This window comes from Hymenobacter rubripertinctus (assembly GCF_003583925.1).
GTDB lineage: Bacteria > Bacteroidota > Bacteroidia > Cytophagales > Hymenobacteraceae > Hymenobacter > Hymenobacter rubripertinctus.
The window spans coordinates 1-15,767 of sequence record NZ_QYCN01000038.1 but is presented as its reverse complement, the minus strand read 5'-3'; the positions used below and the strand labels follow the sequence as shown (position 1 = coordinate 15,767).

General features: G+C 63.6%; 14 protein-coding genes and 1 tRNA gene. 9 read left to right on the top strand and 6 right to left on the bottom strand.

The features are described from left to right. Nucleotides 1–112 precede the first annotated feature (112 nt). Complete coding sequence (locus tag D0T11_RS18360; protein ID WP_119657266.1) at nucleotides 113–958, top strand: universal stress protein; 846 nt, start codon at nucleotides 113–115, stop codon at nucleotides 956–958. 134 nt (nucleotides 959–1,092) lie between these two features. Here the strand turns inward: D0T11_RS18360 and asnA are convergent, their stop codons facing one another. The 6 genes from asnA to D0T11_RS18330 all read right to left on the bottom strand — a co-directional run bounded on the left by asnA (nucleotide 1,093) and on the right by D0T11_RS18330 (nucleotide 8,777). Further along, the gene (asnA, locus tag D0T11_RS18355) at nucleotides 1,093–2,100 is read right to left on the bottom strand and encodes an aspartate--ammonia ligase (protein WP_119657265.1); all 1,008 of its coding nucleotides are present in this window, start codon (nucleotides 2,098–2,100) and stop codon (nucleotides 1,093–1,095) included. Between the two features lie 523 nt (nucleotides 2,101–2,623). After that, nucleotides 2,624–3,340 (bottom strand): PD-(D/E)XK nuclease-like domain-containing protein, encoded by a 717-nt coding sequence (locus tag D0T11_RS18350; RefSeq protein WP_119657264.1) that lies wholly within the window; start codon nucleotides 3,338–3,340, stop codon nucleotides 2,624–2,626. A gap of 217 nt (nucleotides 3,341–3,557) precedes the next feature. After that, nucleotides 3,558–4,370: an enoyl-CoA hydratase/isomerase family protein gene (locus D0T11_RS18345; RefSeq protein WP_119657263.1), complete on the bottom strand. Its 813-nt coding sequence runs from the start codon at nucleotides 4,368–4,370 to the stop codon at nucleotides 3,558–3,560. Between the two features lie 176 nt (nucleotides 4,371–4,546). Further along, on the bottom strand, nucleotides 4,547–6,784 hold the full coding sequence (locus tag D0T11_RS18340; RefSeq protein ID WP_119657262.1) for a ComEC/Rec2 family competence protein: 2,238 nt from the start codon (nucleotides 6,782–6,784) through the stop codon (nucleotides 4,547–4,549). A 214-nt stretch (nucleotides 6,785–6,998) separates the two neighbouring features. Continuing rightward, entirely contained in the window at nucleotides 6,999–7,430 is a 432-nt protein-coding gene (locus tag D0T11_RS18335; RefSeq protein WP_119657261.1) for a GNAT family N-acetyltransferase, read from the bottom strand. 234 nt (nucleotides 7,431–7,664) lie between these two features. Further along, the gene (locus D0T11_RS18330) at nucleotides 7,665–8,777 is read right to left on the bottom strand and encodes a PhoH family protein (RefSeq protein WP_245991013.1); all 1,113 of its coding nucleotides are present in this window, start codon (nucleotides 8,775–8,777) and stop codon (nucleotides 7,665–7,667) included. Nucleotides 8,778–8,963: 186 nt separating this feature from the next. Here D0T11_RS18330 and D0T11_RS18325 point away from each other — a divergent pair, with 186 nt between their 5' ends. The 8 genes from D0T11_RS18325 to D0T11_RS18290 all read left to right on the top strand — a co-directional run bounded on the left by D0T11_RS18325 (nucleotide 8,964) and on the right by D0T11_RS18290 (nucleotide 15,447). Continuing rightward, nucleotides 8,964–9,734, top strand: coding sequence for an SAM hydrolase/SAM-dependent halogenase family protein (locus tag D0T11_RS18325; RefSeq protein WP_119657260.1), 771 nt, complete (start codon nucleotides 8,964–8,966; stop codon nucleotides 9,732–9,734). A 231-nt stretch (nucleotides 9,735–9,965) separates the two neighbouring features. Then, nucleotides 9,966–10,274: a putative quinol monooxygenase gene (locus D0T11_RS18320; protein ID WP_119657259.1), complete on the top strand. Its 309-nt coding sequence runs from the start codon at nucleotides 9,966–9,968 to the stop codon at nucleotides 10,272–10,274. A 67-nt stretch (nucleotides 10,275–10,341) separates the two neighbouring features. Continuing rightward, nucleotides 10,342–10,881, top strand: coding sequence for an iron-sulfur cluster co-chaperone HscB C-terminal domain-containing protein (locus D0T11_RS18315; RefSeq protein ID WP_119657258.1), 540 nt, complete (start codon nucleotides 10,342–10,344; stop codon nucleotides 10,879–10,881). A gap of 25 nt (nucleotides 10,882–10,906) precedes the next feature. Further along, a tRNA-Leu gene (locus D0T11_RS18310) sits at nucleotides 10,907–10,988 on the top strand. Nucleotides 10,989–11,492: 504 nt separating this feature from the next. Continuing rightward, nucleotides 11,493–12,101, top strand: a complete 609-nt coding sequence (locus tag D0T11_RS18305) for a sce7726 family protein (protein WP_119657257.1) — start codon at nucleotides 11,493–11,495, stop codon at nucleotides 12,099–12,101. Nucleotides 12,102–12,428: 327 nt separating this feature from the next. Further along, nucleotides 12,429–13,922 (top strand): SDR family oxidoreductase, encoded by a 1,494-nt coding sequence (locus D0T11_RS18300; RefSeq protein WP_119657256.1) that lies wholly within the window; start codon nucleotides 12,429–12,431, stop codon nucleotides 13,920–13,922. 84 nt (nucleotides 13,923–14,006) lie between these two features. Then, the gene (locus tag D0T11_RS18295) at nucleotides 14,007–14,609 is read left to right on the top strand and encodes a hypothetical protein (protein WP_119657255.1); all 603 of its coding nucleotides are present in this window, start codon (nucleotides 14,007–14,009) and stop codon (nucleotides 14,607–14,609) included. A 19-nt stretch (nucleotides 14,610–14,628) separates the two neighbouring features. Then, the gene (locus D0T11_RS18290; protein WP_147374721.1) at nucleotides 14,629–15,447 is read left to right on the top strand and encodes a hypothetical protein; all 819 of its coding nucleotides are present in this window, start codon (nucleotides 14,629–14,631) and stop codon (nucleotides 15,445–15,447) included. The last annotated feature ends 320 nt before the right edge of the window (nucleotides 15,448–15,767 follow it).

The following is a 15,767-nucleotide window of genomic DNA, read 5'->3' as shown; positions in this document are numbered from 1 at the left end:
TTACCACCCTGTTCCTGCTGCTGCGCCGGCGAACTGGCCGCAGCTTCGGGCCGGCGGTTACCACTCCGCCGGTGCGGCGGGCAACCTATCACACCTCATTTCCTTTCCGGCCATGAAAAACATTCTGGTGCCCACCGATTTCTCGCCCGAAGCCCATTACGCCTTTGAGGCCGCTTTGCAGCTGGCCCGGCGGAGCCGGGGCCACATCACCCTGCTCCACGTGGTTGATCTGCCCCCCGTGGCCCACATGGCCACCTCCGGCAGTCAGGTCGGCGACGACGGCCTCAACAACGTGTTCGTCCTCAAAGTGCTCCAGGCCACCAAGCGCCGCCTGCACGCCCTGATGGCTGAAGGCCAGCAGCTGGCCCCCGGGGTAGTCGTTACGGAACTGGTGCTCACCACCGAGTTTGAAGCCGCCGTGCTGGAAGCCATCCACGACCAGCACATTGACCTGGTGGTGATGGGCGCCCACGAGCACACATCCTGGACGCGGTTTTTCCTCAATTCCAACACCGAGCGGGTGATGCGCGTGGCCCCCTGCCCGGTGCTCACCGTGAAGCACCCGGTCGCCGATTTCGACGTGCGCCACCTGGTATTCGCCTCCGATTTCGCGGCCGAAGCCGACCTGGCCGTGCCCGGTCTGCACCAGCTCCAAGCCCTGTTCCCGGAAGCCACCCTGCACCTGCTCGACGTGGTGCCTTCCGCCGACCGCCACGACCAGGCCCTGACCGCCATCCACGAGTTTGCCGACCGCCATCACCTCCCCCACTACGAGCCGGAAGTGTTCGATGCGCCCCAGGCCAGCACCGGCATCCCCCGTTTCGCCGAGCAGGCCCACGCCGATCTGGTGGTCATGCTCACCCACGGCCGCTCGGCGCTCAGCCACCTGTTCCAGGCCAGCATTTCCGAAACCGTGGCTCTGCACGCCAACCCGCCGGTGCTCACCCTGCACGTGTAGCCTGCTCACGCCTGCCTTGCTGCTCAACTACTTCCCCCTGACTACTTCCCCCTGAAACAGCTCAGGGCGGAGAAGCCACGGCCGCCAGACCTGCTCCCCCGCCCCGCTGCCTGCGGCAGCTTTTCCGGCTGTTCTTACAGCAGCGCCACGCCGGCCCCGGCCAGCTGCTCGCGTACTTCCTCGGGCCAGATGCTCACCTGCACCTCCCCGATGTGGCCCTTGCGGAGCATAAACATGCACACCCGGCTCTGGCCGATGCCGCCGCCAATGCTCTGGGGCAGCTCATCGTTCAGCAAACGGGCGTGGAAGGCCAGCTCCTGCCGGTCCTGGCAGCCGCGCAGGGCCAGCTGGCGCACCAGCGCCTGCTTGTCCACCCGAATCCCCATCGACGACACCTCGAAGGACGTTTGCAGCACCGGATGCCAGAGCAGGATGTCGCCGTTGAGGCCCCGGTAGCCGGCGGCGGTTTCGGTGCTCCAGTCGTCGTAGTCGGGGGCGCGGCCGTCGTGGGGCTCGCCGTGGCTCAATTCCCCGCCGATGCCCATCAGAAACACCGCGCCGTACTGCTTCACGGCCTCGTGCTCGCGCTGCTTGGGCGTGAGGCCGGGGTACTGCCGGAGCAGGTCTTCGGCGTGCAGAAACGTGATACGACCGGGCAGCACGGGCGTAATTTCCGGGTACTCGGCCGCTACCTGGGCTTCGGTAGCTTTCAGGGCCTCGTAAATATCCGCCACGGCGGCCTGGAGAAACTCCGGGGTGCGCTGGGCGGCCTCCATGCGCTTTTCCCAGTCCCACTGGTCCACGTAAATGGAGTGAATGGGTGAGTACTCCTCGTCGGGGCGCAGGGCGCGCATGTCGGTGAGCAGGCCGCGGCCGGCGGCAATACCCAGCTCGTGCAGGCGCACCCGCTTCCACTTAGCCAGCGAGTGCACCACCACGGCCCGGCGCTCGGCCAGGGCCTTAATGGGGAAGCCTACCGGCCGCTCCACCCCGTTCAGGTCGTCGTTGAGGCCAGTACCGTCGAGCACGACGATGGGCGCGGATACTTTGCTCAGGTGCAGCCGGCTGGTCAGCTCCCGCACAAACGTTTCCTTCACAAACCCGATGGACTCCTCTGTTTGCAATAATTGCTGCACGCTCATGGTTGGGGGGTTTATATTGTTTTTTAAATTTTTTATTCTGAAAAAGGCACACAGATTCCCTGCTCCCGCTGGGAGTTTTTTTTGCGAATCAGGAAATTATGCGCACCGGGCGATACGGTATCCGGCCAATTATTTTATTGGCAACCGAATAGCACGGGCATAAAAAAAGCCTTCCGGTTAAGGAAGGCTTCAAAAGAAAAACAATTACTGATTTTCCGTTTCTCCAAAGGAGCAATAGCCTTCCAGTCCCGAATAAGAGTATTATTCGAGTTATTATGCTGGCGGCTATTGCGGAAATGACGCATTGTTCAAGCTCAGTTATTCGTCAAGGGTATGCAAGTATAGCCGGTTAGCTGTACACTACCAACTATGCGCTGCATTATATTTTCAGCACTCGTACTACTGGCGCTCAACATTCCTGCTGTGTGCGCCAATTTCGTGTGGTATTTTCCAGCAAAATAAACGCTGAATCCCTAATTACTGGCAGTGGCAGTGCGGGGTCAGACTTTCGGGCAGTCGTTTCTCAGGCGTCGTCGCCGGTGAGGGCGGCGCGCACGTCGCGCACGGCCTGCACCACCGATAGTGGCACGGGTTCCTGGGGGCTCAACAGGCGCAGCAGGCGCAGGTATTTGGCGCGGCCCTCGGAGCGCATCAGCGGGGGCACCGCGTACACGAACACCTTGAACGGCTCCATTTTCTGCACGCCCACCAGCAGAAACCGCTCGGCCTGCGTAGCATCGGCGTAAAAAGCGGCCTGCCGGTCGTAGTCGTAGTTCGAGCACTGCTCCACGAAGTGGTTATGGTCGCGGGCCATGGTGGTTTTGAAGTCCACCACGGTATAAGGGTGGCCGGGATGGTCGATGACGAGGTCGGCGCGCAGCTTGCAAAGCGTCCCGGTCACGGGCTCAGTGAAAACGCAGCTGGGCTCGGGCGTGCCCACCTCCAGCAGGGTCTTCATTTCGGGGTGCAGCTGCACGCCCTCCACCATCCACCAGATGAGCGTGTCGTTGATGCCAGGCTGGCCGGGCTCGTACAAGTCGGGTTCGAGCAGGGCCGTGTGGAAGGCCGTGCCCAGGCCCAGGGCCCCGCCCACGCTGGTATGGGGGCGCGGCGGGCGGCCGTTCAGGGCATCGCGCAGGCGCGAGAGGTCGGAGTTGGCAATGGCCGGCAGGGCGCGGTAGTCATCGTAGGGGATGCGCAGCAGGTCGGGGCGGGCGGGGGTAGCGGTTGCGTCAGTCACGTAAAGGAAACAGCGGGAGCCCCAAAAAGGCTCCGGAAAAGAGTGCGGAAGGTAAGCAGAGGGAGTATACGCATTTTCCGGGAGTTTGCCCCCGCCACCCCAGGTGCCAGAAACCGCGGCAAGGCAACCGTTTCCGGACCTGATTCCGGAAATGATTGCCTTGCTGCGGTTTCTGACTTTCCGGCCGGGCCAGCAGGCCGCCGGATTGGCTCAGTGGTTAATTATCCCAGGTGAGCTTCTCCTTGTTGAGGAAGGCGGCAATGCCGCGGCGGCAGTCGTCGGAGCCCCGGGCGTCGGCGTTCATGCGGGCGGCGTAGCGGAGGCTGTCCTCGAGGGGCATTTCCGGAATACGGGCCAGCATCTCCTTGGTCACTTCCATACTCTGCCCCGAATTCTCGACGCACAAGCGGCGCGCAAACTGGTACACGTTGTCGGCCAGCTCCTCGCGGGGCACCACGAAGTTGACGAGGCCGTACTCCATAGCTTTCTGGGCCGAAATCACATCGCCGGTGAGCAGCAGCTGCTTGGTGCGGGTTTCCCCGATTTTGCGCAGCAGAAAAATGCTCACGATGGCCGGCAGAAATCCGATTTTCACTTCGGTGTACCCGAATTTAGCTTCCGGCACTGTGAAGGCGAAGTCGCAGATGGTAGCCAGCCCGCAGCCCCCGGCCAGGGCATGGCCGTGCACCTGCCCGATTACGACCTTGTTGAGGGTGTAAATCTGGTGAAACAGCTGCATGAGGTGGGTCGAATCGGCCAGGTTATCGTTGTAGCCGAAGTTCTGGAGCTCCTGCAGGTAAGCCAGGTCGGCCCCGGCGCAGAACACGTCGCCCTCGGCCCGGAGCACGATAACCTTACAGGCTTCATCGTCTTCGGCAAAGCCAAAGGCCTGCTTGAGCTCCGACACCACATTGGCGTTGAGGGCATTGCGTTTTTCCGGGCGGTTCAGGGTGATATAGCCGATGGAATCCTGCACATCGTAGCGGATGTAGCGAAGGTCTTCCAGTTCCTGAGTGGGCATGTCTTCCATAGTCAGGGGGTAAGAGCGGTGAGAAATAGCAGCGGGGAGCACCGGACAAGGAAAACGGGCTCAGCTGGCAAGAAATGGGGCGCGAAAGCCAAACGTAGCAAAATTGATGCTACTATAATACGAACTACCGACATAAAGCGGCCGGCGGATTCGGTCAACCTCCTGCCCCGCCCTTTCTACGGCCCTCCCCGAACGATGAACGCCCCGTGCAGGGCCACGTCGTGGGTGCGGAAGCCAGCGGCCTGAAATACAGAGTCCTGGCGGGCCACGTACCAGCTTTTGCAGGAGGAATCGAACACGATTCGCGGGGCTTTGCCGAACACGGCGGCCACCTCTTCGGGGTTCACGCGGGCGTTGCGGCGCAACACCACGGCGGCCAGCCCCGGCACGGGCCGGGTGGCGCCGCTGAGCCGGCCGTTGAGCACGGCCAGCGGCCGGCCCCGCCAGGCCAGCAGCAGCAGGCCCGGCTCGGCTACCCGCGCCGGCACGGGGCTGCCCCGCCAGCCGGGCCAGTAGCTTACGCGCCGGGCGTTGCGCTGAATGCTGCCCGGCACGATGCGGTAGGTGCGCTCCGTTTCGGATAGCGCCAACGAGTCCAGGGTTACGATATCGGCCTGCGCACCCTGCCAGAACCCCAGCACCGAGCGGCGCGGAATGCTGTAGATGACCAGCTGCTCATCGGGGGCCAGCTGGCGGGCGGCCCACACCCGGCTGCCGGCAAACACGCCCAGCAGCGTGCAGGCCGTTATCAGCCAGGAAAGCTTTTTAAGGGCAAAAAAGGCCAGCAGGGCCAGAATCACGGCAAAAATCAGCCAGGCCTGGGGAGCCGTGATGTGGATGCCCGCCACCAGCGCCCCCGGCATGAGGCGGCCAATGAGAAAGATGTACTCGTTGAAGCACCAGATCATGCACTCGAACACCCAGGCCACGGCCTGCACCAGGTAATCGAGGGCGTGGGCCGCGCCGCCGGAAACCAGGCCCACCAGCCCCACCAGCCCCTTGAGCAGCAGCACCACGATGCCCACGTACACGGCGAGGCTGGAAATGGGCACGGCCACGAGGTTGGAGAGCAAAAAGCTGAGCGGAAACTGGTGGAAGTAGAACAGGCCCAGCGGAAACGTGGCCACTTGCGCCGCCAACGACAACGCCGTGGCCTGCCAGGTCCAGTCGAGGGCCACGCCCAGCCCCTTCCAGGCCTTTTGCACCAGCGGGGGCTGCCAGGGCCGCTGCCGGTCGAGGCAGAACTCCTTCGGCTCCCACCAACGGGCAATACGCGGTTGCAGATACACGATGCTGAGCACGGCCAGAAAGGAGAGTTGAAACCCCACGTCGCAGAGCAGGTAGGGGTCGTAGCAGAGCAGCACGAAGGCGGCCACGGCCAGCAGGTTGTACATCGACGTCTGCCGGTCGGTGGCCCGGGCCACAATCAGGAAGGAGAACATCACGGCCGCCCGCAGCACCGAGGCCGAAAGGCCCGTGAGGAAGGCGTAGCTCCAGATAACGGCCAGCCCCAGCAGGGCCGTGAGCAGGCGAAACAGCGGTCCGCGCCGGCCCGGCAGCAGCCCCAGCAGCCAGCTCACGGCCCCGAACAGCAGCCCCACCTGCAACCCCGACACGGCCATGATGTGGGTGGTGCCGGTGTTGGCGTAGGCCTGCTTGGTCTGCTGGTCCACGTCGTCCTTGATGCCCAGCACCAGGGCCGAGGCCAGGGCGTACTCGCGGCGGGCGTGCACGTACTGCCGGAACACGCCCTCCACGGCCCGCGCCGCCCGCATGGCCACGGCCCGTAGCAGGCTGGGGGGCTCCACGGCAATACGCTGGTACTGATCGGGGTGAATGAAGTGCTGGTGGTAAATCTGGTGGTAGTGCAGGTAACGGCGGTAGTCGAACTCGCCGGGGTTGAGCGGGGCCTTGCTCGGGGCCGGCGCGCCCCGCACCAGCCAAACGTCGCCGTACCGGGGCACGGGCAGCGTATCGGTGCGCGGAATAGAAACCCGGATGCCGCCCACCGCCGGCCGCCACCGCCCCCCTACCCGCACCGCCGACACCCGCACGGTGGTAGCGTAGGTGGCCGGCCGCAGCACCGTGTAATCGTCCACCACAGCCCGGTAAAACTCAATCTGCTGCCCGAAACGGTACAGGTGGTCGGGGGCGCGGCTTTCGGTGGCCTGCTGGGTGAGCGTGAGCCCGGCCACGTACAAAGCCGTCAGGGCCAGCAGGCCCGCCGCATCGGTAGCGCCCGGTCCCGGCCGCCGTGCTGCCCAGAGTTGCCCGCCCAGAAAGGCGGCCGTCAGCACCGCCAGTAGCGGCCAGAGCACGGGCAACTCCGGTCCGAAATACAGATACGTCAGGATGCCCGCCATCAGCGGCAGCACCAGCCGGACAAAGGCATTCGGAGCCCATTTCACCTCCATATCGAATCCGGAAAACAGTGCTACAACTACCTCATTATCTGCTGGTCAAAGTGCTGAAATTACGGCAAACCACCAAGCGCCCCACTTGTCCTGCGAAAGTCCTTTTTGCGACCGGCAACGCGCGTTTCTACGCGAGAGGTCCTGTCAGCCCAGGACCCGATACGCGCTCTGCTCGTCGCGAAACGGACTTTCGCGGTCCAGTTATCTGTTCGCCCTACTGCGGGGCCGTCATCCGGTAGTGTTCAATATCGGCCTCTACGAGCTTTTCGCCTACTTTTTTGAAGCCGTGGCGCTCGTAGAAGCGCACGGCCGGTAGCTGGGCGTTCAGGTACACGAGGGCTGCGGGATGGGCGGCGCGCACGTCGTAGAGCACGGCGGCGAGCAGGGCCGCGCCGGCCTGCTGGTTGCGGTAATCGGCCAGCACGGCGAAGCGCTCCAGCTTCACGCCCTGGGCCGTGGGGCGCCAGCGGGCCGTGCCGCAGGGCTGGCCGGCGGCCGTGCGGGCCAGGTAGTGGGTGGCATCGGTGCGGTCGTGGGCGTCGTTTTCCAGGTCGGCAGGCACGTTCTGGCCCAGCACGAACACCGTGCGGCGAATGGTCAGGGCGGCCGTCAGGTCCTCTTCGGAGGTAATGCGGTGGACTTGCATGGGGTGAATGAAGGAGTAACCCGGTGGATGCGTGAGCCGGGCAGGAGGAGAATATATTCCTGCTCAGCAGCGGGAAGTCCGGGACCCACGAAAATAGGCATCCGGCCGTTACCCTGGCACAAAAAAGCGGCTGCCCCAGTTGAAGGCAGCCGCTTTTTCTGTCATCAACAACCTCAAAAGAACCCGTCATTCCTCGGCAAGCTCGGAATGACGGGTTCTATGGGCCGTTCTTTTCTACTGCTCGTGGTTCACGGGCAGCTTGGTGCCGTCGTCTTCGGGGCGGGCGTCGGGGTGTTTGCCGGGGTCGGGCGCGTCGGGACCGGGGCCGCTGGGGCGGCGGTAGGCCTGAGCCGGGCGCACGGGCCGGTTGGCCTGGTTGGCCCGCTCCTGCTCCTCGTCCACGTCGAACTGGTCGTAGGCCTGCACAATCTGCTTCACCAGGCGGTGGCGCACCACGTCCTCGGCCGTCATTTCAATGAAACCGATGCCCTGCACGTCGCGCAGAATGTCGAGGGCCTGGTTCAAGCCCGATTTCTGCCTGGTAGGCAGGTCAACCTGGCTCCGGTCGCCGTTCACCATCACCTTGGCCTGGGGTCCCATCCGGGTCAGGAACATTTTGAGCTGGGAGGGCGTGGTGTTCTGGGCCTCATCGAGCAGTACGAAGGCGTTGTTGAGCGTGCGGCCGCGCATATAGGCCAGGGGCGCAATTTCGATGGTCTTGTTTTCGAGGTAGAACTTGAACTTCTCGGGCGGCAGCATGTCTTCCAGCGCGTCGTAAATGGGCCGCAGGTAGGGGTCCACCTTGTCCTTCATGTCGCCGGGCAGAAAGCCCAGGCTTTCGCCCGCTTCCACCACGGGGCGCGAAATGATGATTTTCTTGACTTCCTTGTTTTTGAGCGCGCGCACGGCCAACGCCACCGAAATATAGGTTTTGCCGGTACCGGCCGGCCCGAGGGCAAACACCAAATCGTTGTGCATCACGGCGTCCACGAGGCGCTGCTGATTGGCCGTGCGGGCCTTGATCACGCCACCTTTAGCCCCGAACAGAATCACGTCGGGCGAGGCGGCTATGCGGGCTTCCTCCAGGTCCTCATCGGCCGAGGACAGGTACTGGCTCACCGTTTTATCGGTGATGGTGCCGTACTGGTGGTAGTGTTCAATCAGGGCCGAGAGGATTTCGTTGATGCGGGAAATCACGGCGGGCTGGCCCTGAATCTTGATTTCGTTGCCGCGGGAAATAACTTTACTGCCCGGAAAGGCAGCCGCGAGTTGGCGGATGTTCTGATTGTCGGCCCCCAGAAACTCAACCAGGGACACATTTTCCAGCGTGATGATTTTTTCGACCAAACTGAGGGAATTTAAAAGCGAATTGAGAAGAAAAACAACCGGTTAGCCCGCAGTTGCGGGACCGGTACTGCTTATAACCGAAAAAGCCCGCTTAACGTTGCCGCGGCTGATTCGCGGCAAAAGGCCTACTTTTGCCGCCCCCCGAGGGGGTGTGGCAATAGTACGAATAACTCCGAATTTCCGGTCATGGGCTTGATTACGTTTCTGTCTGATTTCGGCTACCGCGACCATTACGTGGCCGCCGTGAAGGCGCGCATCCTGCACCTGGCTCCCGAGGTGCCGGTGCTCGACATCACCCACGGCATCGAGCCGTTCAACATCGCCCACGCCGTGCACGTGCTGGGCGCGGTGTACGCCGATTTTCCGGTCGGCACAGTTCACCTGGTCGGCGTCAACGACCTGGGCGCGCCCCGCGCGGCCTGGCACGCGGCCCGCCTGCGGGGCCACTACTTTGTTTCGGCCGATAACGGGCTGCTGCCCCTGCTCTGCGACGGCTCGCCCGAAGAGCTCGTGGTGCTGGGTGCCGGACAGGCGGCCTCGCCCTCACCCACCCGCGACCTGCTGGCCCCGGCCGCCGTGCATCTGGCCCGGGGGCACGCACTCACCGACCTGGGGCCGCTCACCACCGACAGCTACCAGCTGCTCAACCGCCAGCTGCGCCTCCAGGACAACCGCATTACCGGCCACGTCGTGCACGTGGATCACTACGGCAACCTGATTACGGACATTTCGCGCCCGGCCATGGAGGTTATCGGCCGCGACCGGCCCTTTGCCATTCACTTCGCCCGCGAAACCGTCCGCGACATCGCGCCTCACTTCCAGGCCGCCGACCCCGGCGAGGCCGTCTGCATTTTCAACAGCCAGGACCGCCTCTGCATCGGCATCAACCAAGGCAACGCGTCGGAGCTGCTGGGCCTGCATTTCGACTCCCAGGTAGATGTGCGGTTCACCGTGTAGGGGGATAAAAACCGGGGCCGGCCAGTTGCAGAAGCCTCCTGTTCGTGCAGGCATTCTGTTAACCAATAGCATGTCATGCTGGCCGTTCTTCAGGCCGCTTCTGCTACCCCCCCGGGGTGCGGGGCGGTAGCAGAAGCGGCCTGTTTCTGCGAAAGTCCTGGCCTGAACCGCGGCTGATCCGGCCACCGCCCCGCCCGTTTTACGCTCCTTTCTCCACTTTAGTCCCTGCCTGTGCTCATCCGAATTGTACGCCTCACGTTTGCCCCCGAACACGTACCGGCCTTTCTGCGGATTTTCCAGGAGTCGGAACACCAGATCCGGCAGATGCCGGGCTGCCGGTTCCTCGAACTCTGGCAGGACGCCGACCAGCCCCAGGTGTACTGCACCCATAGTCATTGGGAATCGGCCGAGGCCCTCAACGCTTACCGCCGCTCCGCGCTGTTCGGGCAGGTATGGCCCGCCACCAAAGCGTTGTTCGCGGCCCCGCCCCTGGCCTTCTCGGTCCAGCCCGCCGCGTTGCCCCCAGTTCCCGGCGCGTAACCAAACCCGCCGGACCCTGGTTGGTCCCGGGGCCTTTGCGGCGGCCCGTTCACCTGTTTTCCTGCTTATGTCCACTCCCGATTACTTCGAATTCTACGGCCTGGCCGAGTCCTTCCGCCCCGATGAAGCAGCGCTGAAACGCCAGTATTACGCCCTGAGCCGCGAGTTTCACCCCGATTTTCATGCGACGGCCAGCCCCGGGCGCCAGCGCGAAATCCTGGACCTGGCCACCCGCAACACCGATGCCTACCGCACCCTCAGCCACCCCGATCAGCGCATGGCCTATATTTTGGGCCGCCACCATCTGCTGGAGGAAGGCAAACAAGCGCTGCCACCCGATTTTTTGATGGAAGTTATGGACCTCAACGAGCAGCTCATGGAGCTGGAATTTGAGCCTGATCCGGCCGTAGTAGCCAGCGTCGAAACGGAAGTTAATCAGCTGAACGCTACGCTGGAAGCGGGGATAGAACCGGTACTGAGCGGCTACGAAGGATTGCCGGCCGAGGCCCGCCCCGCCGCGCTGGCCCAGGTGCGGACCTACTACCTGAAAAAGCGCTACCTATTGCGCATTCGGGAATCTCTGGCTAAGTTTGCAGCCCGTTCCTAAGCTACCTGTCGGAACGGTTTGAAGCGCCCGGATGGCGGAACTGGTAGACGCGTCGGTCTCAAACACCGATATCGAAAGATATGCCGGTTCGATTCCGGCTCCGGGTACTAGGGCAGGACTGGATTCTTCCCCTAAAGCAAGCCTCAAAAGCTGTACATCTGGCAACAGATGCAGTTTTTGAGGCTTTTTTGCGTTCGGGCCAAACCGGGTGTACCCATGGGTTTACGCCCTCGTCTTTTTCAGGCTCTGTGAGCGAAGGACTTGCTCACGCGTGGGCCGCAGGGCCGGAACAGAGACAATTACCGCCACTAGAGCGGTTTTTGGGTTGGCGTATGGTTTTCACCATCCGGAGTTAATCCCCGGTAGGGGAATACCCGCGTTCAGGTGGGGCAGTACCCGGGGCAGATGCTATCTTCGCGTAGAATTGCCCCTGAAGAAAAGGTGTTTGCGCGGGTCGCGCCCCCGCTGACCGATGCCCTCGGGCATTTTTGGCAAACCCCCMCCGCCCCCGGTCAACCGCTGCCCAGGCGCGTTGTGGCACGCCTGGCTGCCTTTGCTTTCGGTTTTGCGGCCAACCTTTGCCGGGGCAGGTACTGCCGCGCGCTGCTCCTATGAACGACGCTGATATCCGCCCTTTTCTGTACCCCCGGCTGCTGGGCGGCGTCTGGATTGATGAGCTACCCACCGGCACTACCCGCGCCGACGTCGTGCACATTACCGAGCAGTTCATGCACGGCTACGAGCTCAAGGGCGACGCCGATACGCTGCAACGGGTGCCCCGGCAACTGCCCTGCTACGGCCGGGCCTACGATTTCGTCACGTTCGTGGTCACCGAAAAGCACGTGCCCAAACTGCTGCCCCAGCTGCCCGCGTGGGTGGGTGTGCTGGTGGCCTCGGCCGAAGGGCTGCGCGAACTGCGCCCGGCCGCCTACAACGCCACCGTGGAGCGCCCCGCCGTGGCGGGGCTGCTGCGGGTATCCGAAATCAAGCAGTTCCTGCTCGCCCAGGGCCTGCCCGGCGTGAGCACGCTGCGCCGGCGCGACATCCTGGGCTTCCTGCGCACTACCCGCCTCGTGTCGCTGGCCGAGCTGGCCCATTTCGTGCGCCGCCAGTTGCTGGCCCGCCACGAGGAGCGCCTGCTGCTGCGGGCTGTGCGCAAGGTGGAGCGCGACAAAGCCGCAGCCAGGCGCAAGCGGCGGCCCAAGCACAAGGAGAAGTGAGAAGTGAGAAGTGAGAAGTGAGAAGTGAGAAGAAGAAACATCATTCCGAGCGCAGCGCAACGGAGCCGAGGAATCTCGCGTGCTGATGTTGCCAAAGTACCTCAACGTTAGCATTCCCATTGGCCGCGAGATTCCTCAATCCTTTGCTTGATGCGCAACATGCTCGGAATGACGTTTCTTACTTCCAACCCTAGCTGCGCCCCTTCTTCCCATAACCTCTCCCCTGTTTCCGTAGTTGAACTACGGAGGCCCCGGCGCGTAGCCCCTGGCCCGGGCTGCCTGCGCACCAGCTAGCAGCTAATAGCCACCAGCCAACAGCTCCAGACCATGCACATCCTGCTCACCGGGGCCACCGGCTACATCGGCCAGCGCCTGCTGCCGCTGCTCGTCGAGGCCGGCCACCACGTTACCTGCCTCGTGCGCGACGCCCGCCGCTTCGAGTTTCCCGAGCGCCTGCGCGCCGGCATCACGGTGGCCGAGGGCGACCTGCTCCGGCCCGATTCGCTGACCGGTCTGCCGCTCGACATTGATGTGGCCTATTACCTGGTGCATTCGATGAGCGGGCACGACACCGACTTTTTCCGGCTGGAGCAGGAATCGGCCCGCCACTTTGTGGGCTACCTCAACGGCACCGGCTGCCGGCAGGTTATCTACCTCTCGGGCATTGCCAACGACCGCGCCCTGAGCGTGCACCTACGCTCCCGTAAGGCCGTAGAAAAGGTTCTCGGCAAGGCCGAAATTGCCCGCCTGACGGTGCTGCGGGCCAGCATCATCATCGGCTCGGGCTCGGCTTCGTTCGAGATTATCCGCGACTTGGTCGAGAAGCTGCCCGTGATGGTGACGCCCCGCTGGCTCAACTCCCGCTGCCAGCCCATCGGCATCCGCGACGTGATGTTTTACCTGATGCAGGTGCTCGACAACCCCGATTGCCGGGGCCGCTCCTTCGACATTGGTGGGCCGGATGTGCTGACCTACCGCCAGATGCTGCTCGGGCTGGCCGAGGCCCGGGGGCTGCGGCGCTACATCTTCACGGTGCCCGTGCTCACGCCCCGGCTCTCGTCGTGGTGGCTGTATTTGGTCACGAGCACCACGTTTTCGCTGGCCCAGAGCCTGGTGGAGAGCCTGCGCAACGACACCGTGGCCGACCCGGCCCGCAGCATCTCGGCCCTGGTGCCCCACGCCTGCATGAGCTACGACGCGGCCGTACGGCTGGCTTTCCAGCGCATTGAGCAGAACGAAGTGGTGAGCAGCTGGAGCGACGCGCTGAGCAGCGGGGTGATGGAAAAGCAGTTCATGGACCACATCCAGATGCCCCAGTTCGGCCTGTTCCGCGACCGGCAGACGCTGCGCTTTACCCGCCCCCCCGCCCAGGTACTGCAAAACGTGTGGAGCATCGGCGGCACGCGGGGCTGGTACAAAGTCGACTGGCTCTGGCGCCTGCGGGGGTTGCTCGACAAGCTGGCCGGTGGCGTGGGCCTGCGCCGGGGCCGCCGCTCGCCTACCGACCTGCGCGCCGGCGACCCGCTCGATTTCTGGCGGGTACTGGTGGCCGACCGGGCCGGGAATCGCCTGCTGCTCTACGCCGAAATGAAGCTCCCCGGCGAAGCCTGGCTCCAGTTCCGTATCCTGCCCAACGACGACGGCTCCCACACCCTCGAGCAGCTGGCCGCTTTCCGCCCCCACGGCCTGGCCGGCCGGCTCTACTGGTACGCAATGGTGCCCTTCCACTCGGTCATTTTCAAGGGCATGATTGAGAATATCGTGCAGTACGGCAAAACAACAGCGGCGCGTTCTGCGCCAATGCCCGCGTTGGATTCTTAGGCGGGCAAGCAGGCACAGTCCTTGTAGAGCGCGGAAAATCTTTTTCCCCCTCATTTATCTCCGCTTGTGCGTTCATTCTTACTTATGCTCCCGGCATTAGTATCCGGCGCGGCCGTGCTGGCCCAAACCCCAACGGCTCCCAAGCCTGTTGTTCCACTTACGGCGTATGCGGGCCTCGGGCGGGCTATTTACACCAACGATGGCTGGCCCGGCACCCTGGCCACGGTTGGGTTTCAGCGGCCCTTCTCCGCCACCTCTCTCTTCAGCCTCCAGACCCAGCTTGGCTTTTTCGAGGCAGATAAAGCACCCCGGGAACCCGACAAGAACCCAGGCGAGCAGTACGCCGCATTTATGGTAGATGGGGCGCTGGCCGTGCGGACGTCCCGCCATCCGGAGCGGCTGGCGCTGCGCGTGGCGCTGGGGCCGGGCCTGGTGGCGGGGCGCGTCACGAATCTGGTGCGCTACCCGGGCCAGTACCTCAACCGCGACGGCACGGTCACGGTTGTGACCTCCCCGCAGTACGAAACTGAGCGCTTGCTTAAACCGACAGCTTACTGGGGACTGGGCTTAGATATTGTGCTGAACCAGCGCCTTTGTCTGGCTGGTGGCATTGAAAGCCGCACCTATTCCTATTTCCCCGGCGACCTGCTCAGCGCCAACGTGCGCCTGGGCTACCAACTGCGTTAAGGTGGAACTCCAACTCCGTTTGACCCACCTTCTGAACCGCGCCATGCGGGTCGGCTCCCTGCGCTTGGCGGTTTTCCCTCTTGCTTGCCGCCTTATCACGCCGCGGCGAGGGTTGTGCTACGCCACTGCGGGCCTGCTGCTGTTGTCCATCGTGGCCAGTGCCCAGTCTGAACCGGCCCGCCCGGCTACCGGCCACAGCAGCCAGAACGTGCTGCTCATCTGCGCCTACGGTCTGGCCGGCCGCGTCCCCGATTACTACCGCTACGCCGGGGCCGGGGTGGGCCTGGCCCGCCGCAACCGCTGGCGCTACACCGATGCCGACTATGACTCCGATTTTACGCTGGGCCTGCGCCTGGGCACCGGCCGCCAGTTCGAGGGCCGCGTTTCCGGGTCCCAGACGCTTTGGGGCCTGAACCCCTACGTGGCCGTGGACGGCCGCTTTTTCGGAGCAGCCCTGGGCGTGTGGGCGGGCCAGTTAGGCGACTTCCGGGCCGAGGGCCAGCGGCCGGGCCGCCTGATTCCGCAGTTGCGGGCCCGCGCCGGCCAGCTCACTGGCTGGCACGGCCTGCTCCGCTACGCCGACGAGTTCGGGGGCCTGGGCAACCCTAACCTGTATCTGGGCGGCGCTTATGGAGGTTTTTTTCAGAGTCGGTTGCGCTTGGGGGCCGGCTTGGCCGTGCCGACGCTGGCCCAGCCCGGGCAGGAGGTGGGGGTTTACGGCGAGGCCGGAATCAGGACCAGTTTTGCGGAATTCGGAGCTTATGCGCAGCCCCCGCTGGGAGCGCGCGCGTCCAGCCAGGTGGGCTTCCGGGTGCGCCTGGGCGGCCTCGCGGAGTGAAGCCCGGGCTATATGCGCAGCAATTCGTGCCCTTGCGTTGCCTTTCAGGACCTGTGCAAAATAGCCGTGGCGCGAGGCGAAGCTTGCGGCCCGGTTGTGGAGCATTCAATCGTTCAAAAGTCCCGGAGAATTAACTCTAGTATTCTTTAAAAAGGATTTTCAGGAGGCAGAGGCCTACTCTACCCTACTATTTTAGTGGGTTGTCCACGAGCAAGATAGCGACTAAATACATCCAGTAGGTTCAGAATTTTGCGTGCCAGCGGCTGGTCAGGGGCCGTATGTGGCCGGGTGAGTTGGCGCAACAGATTCAGGCCGTGCCG

What these genes read in the sequence shown, in the direction of transcription:
- D0T11_RS18360 (WP_119657266.1), top strand. Translation starts at nt 113, where the DNA reads ATGAAAAACATTCTGGTGCCCACCGATTTCTCGCCCGAAGCCCATTAC.
- asnA (WP_119657265.1), bottom strand. Translation starts at nt 2,100, where the DNA reads ATGAGCGTGCAGCAATTATTGCAAACAGAGGAGTCCATCGGGTTTGTG.
- D0T11_RS18345 (WP_119657263.1), bottom strand. Translation starts at nt 4,370, where the DNA reads ATGGAAGACATGCCCACTCAGGAACTGGAAGACCTTCGCTACATCCGC.
- D0T11_RS18340 (WP_119657262.1), bottom strand. Translation starts at nt 6,784, where the DNA reads ATGGAGGTGAAATGGGCTCCGAATGCCTTTGTCCGGCTGGTGCTGCCG.
- D0T11_RS18335 (WP_119657261.1), bottom strand. Translation starts at nt 7,430, where the DNA reads ATGCAAGTCCACCGCATTACCTCCGAAGAGGACCTGACGGCCGCCCTG.
- D0T11_RS18325 (WP_119657260.1), top strand. Translation starts at nt 8,964, where the DNA reads ATGGGCTTGATTACGTTTCTGTCTGATTTCGGCTACCGCGACCATTAC.
- D0T11_RS18315 (WP_119657258.1), top strand. Translation starts at nt 10,342, where the DNA reads ATGTCCACTCCCGATTACTTCGAATTCTACGGCCTGGCCGAGTCCTTC.
- D0T11_RS18305 (WP_119657257.1), top strand. Translation starts at nt 11,493, where the DNA reads ATGAACGACGCTGATATCCGCCCTTTTCTGTACCCCCGGCTGCTGGGC.
- D0T11_RS18300 (WP_119657256.1), top strand. Translation starts at nt 12,429, where the DNA reads ATGCACATCCTGCTCACCGGGGCCACCGGCTACATCGGCCAGCGCCTG.
- D0T11_RS18295 (WP_119657255.1), top strand. Translation starts at nt 14,007, where the DNA reads ATGCTCCCGGCATTAGTATCCGGCGCGGCCGTGCTGGCCCAAACCCCA.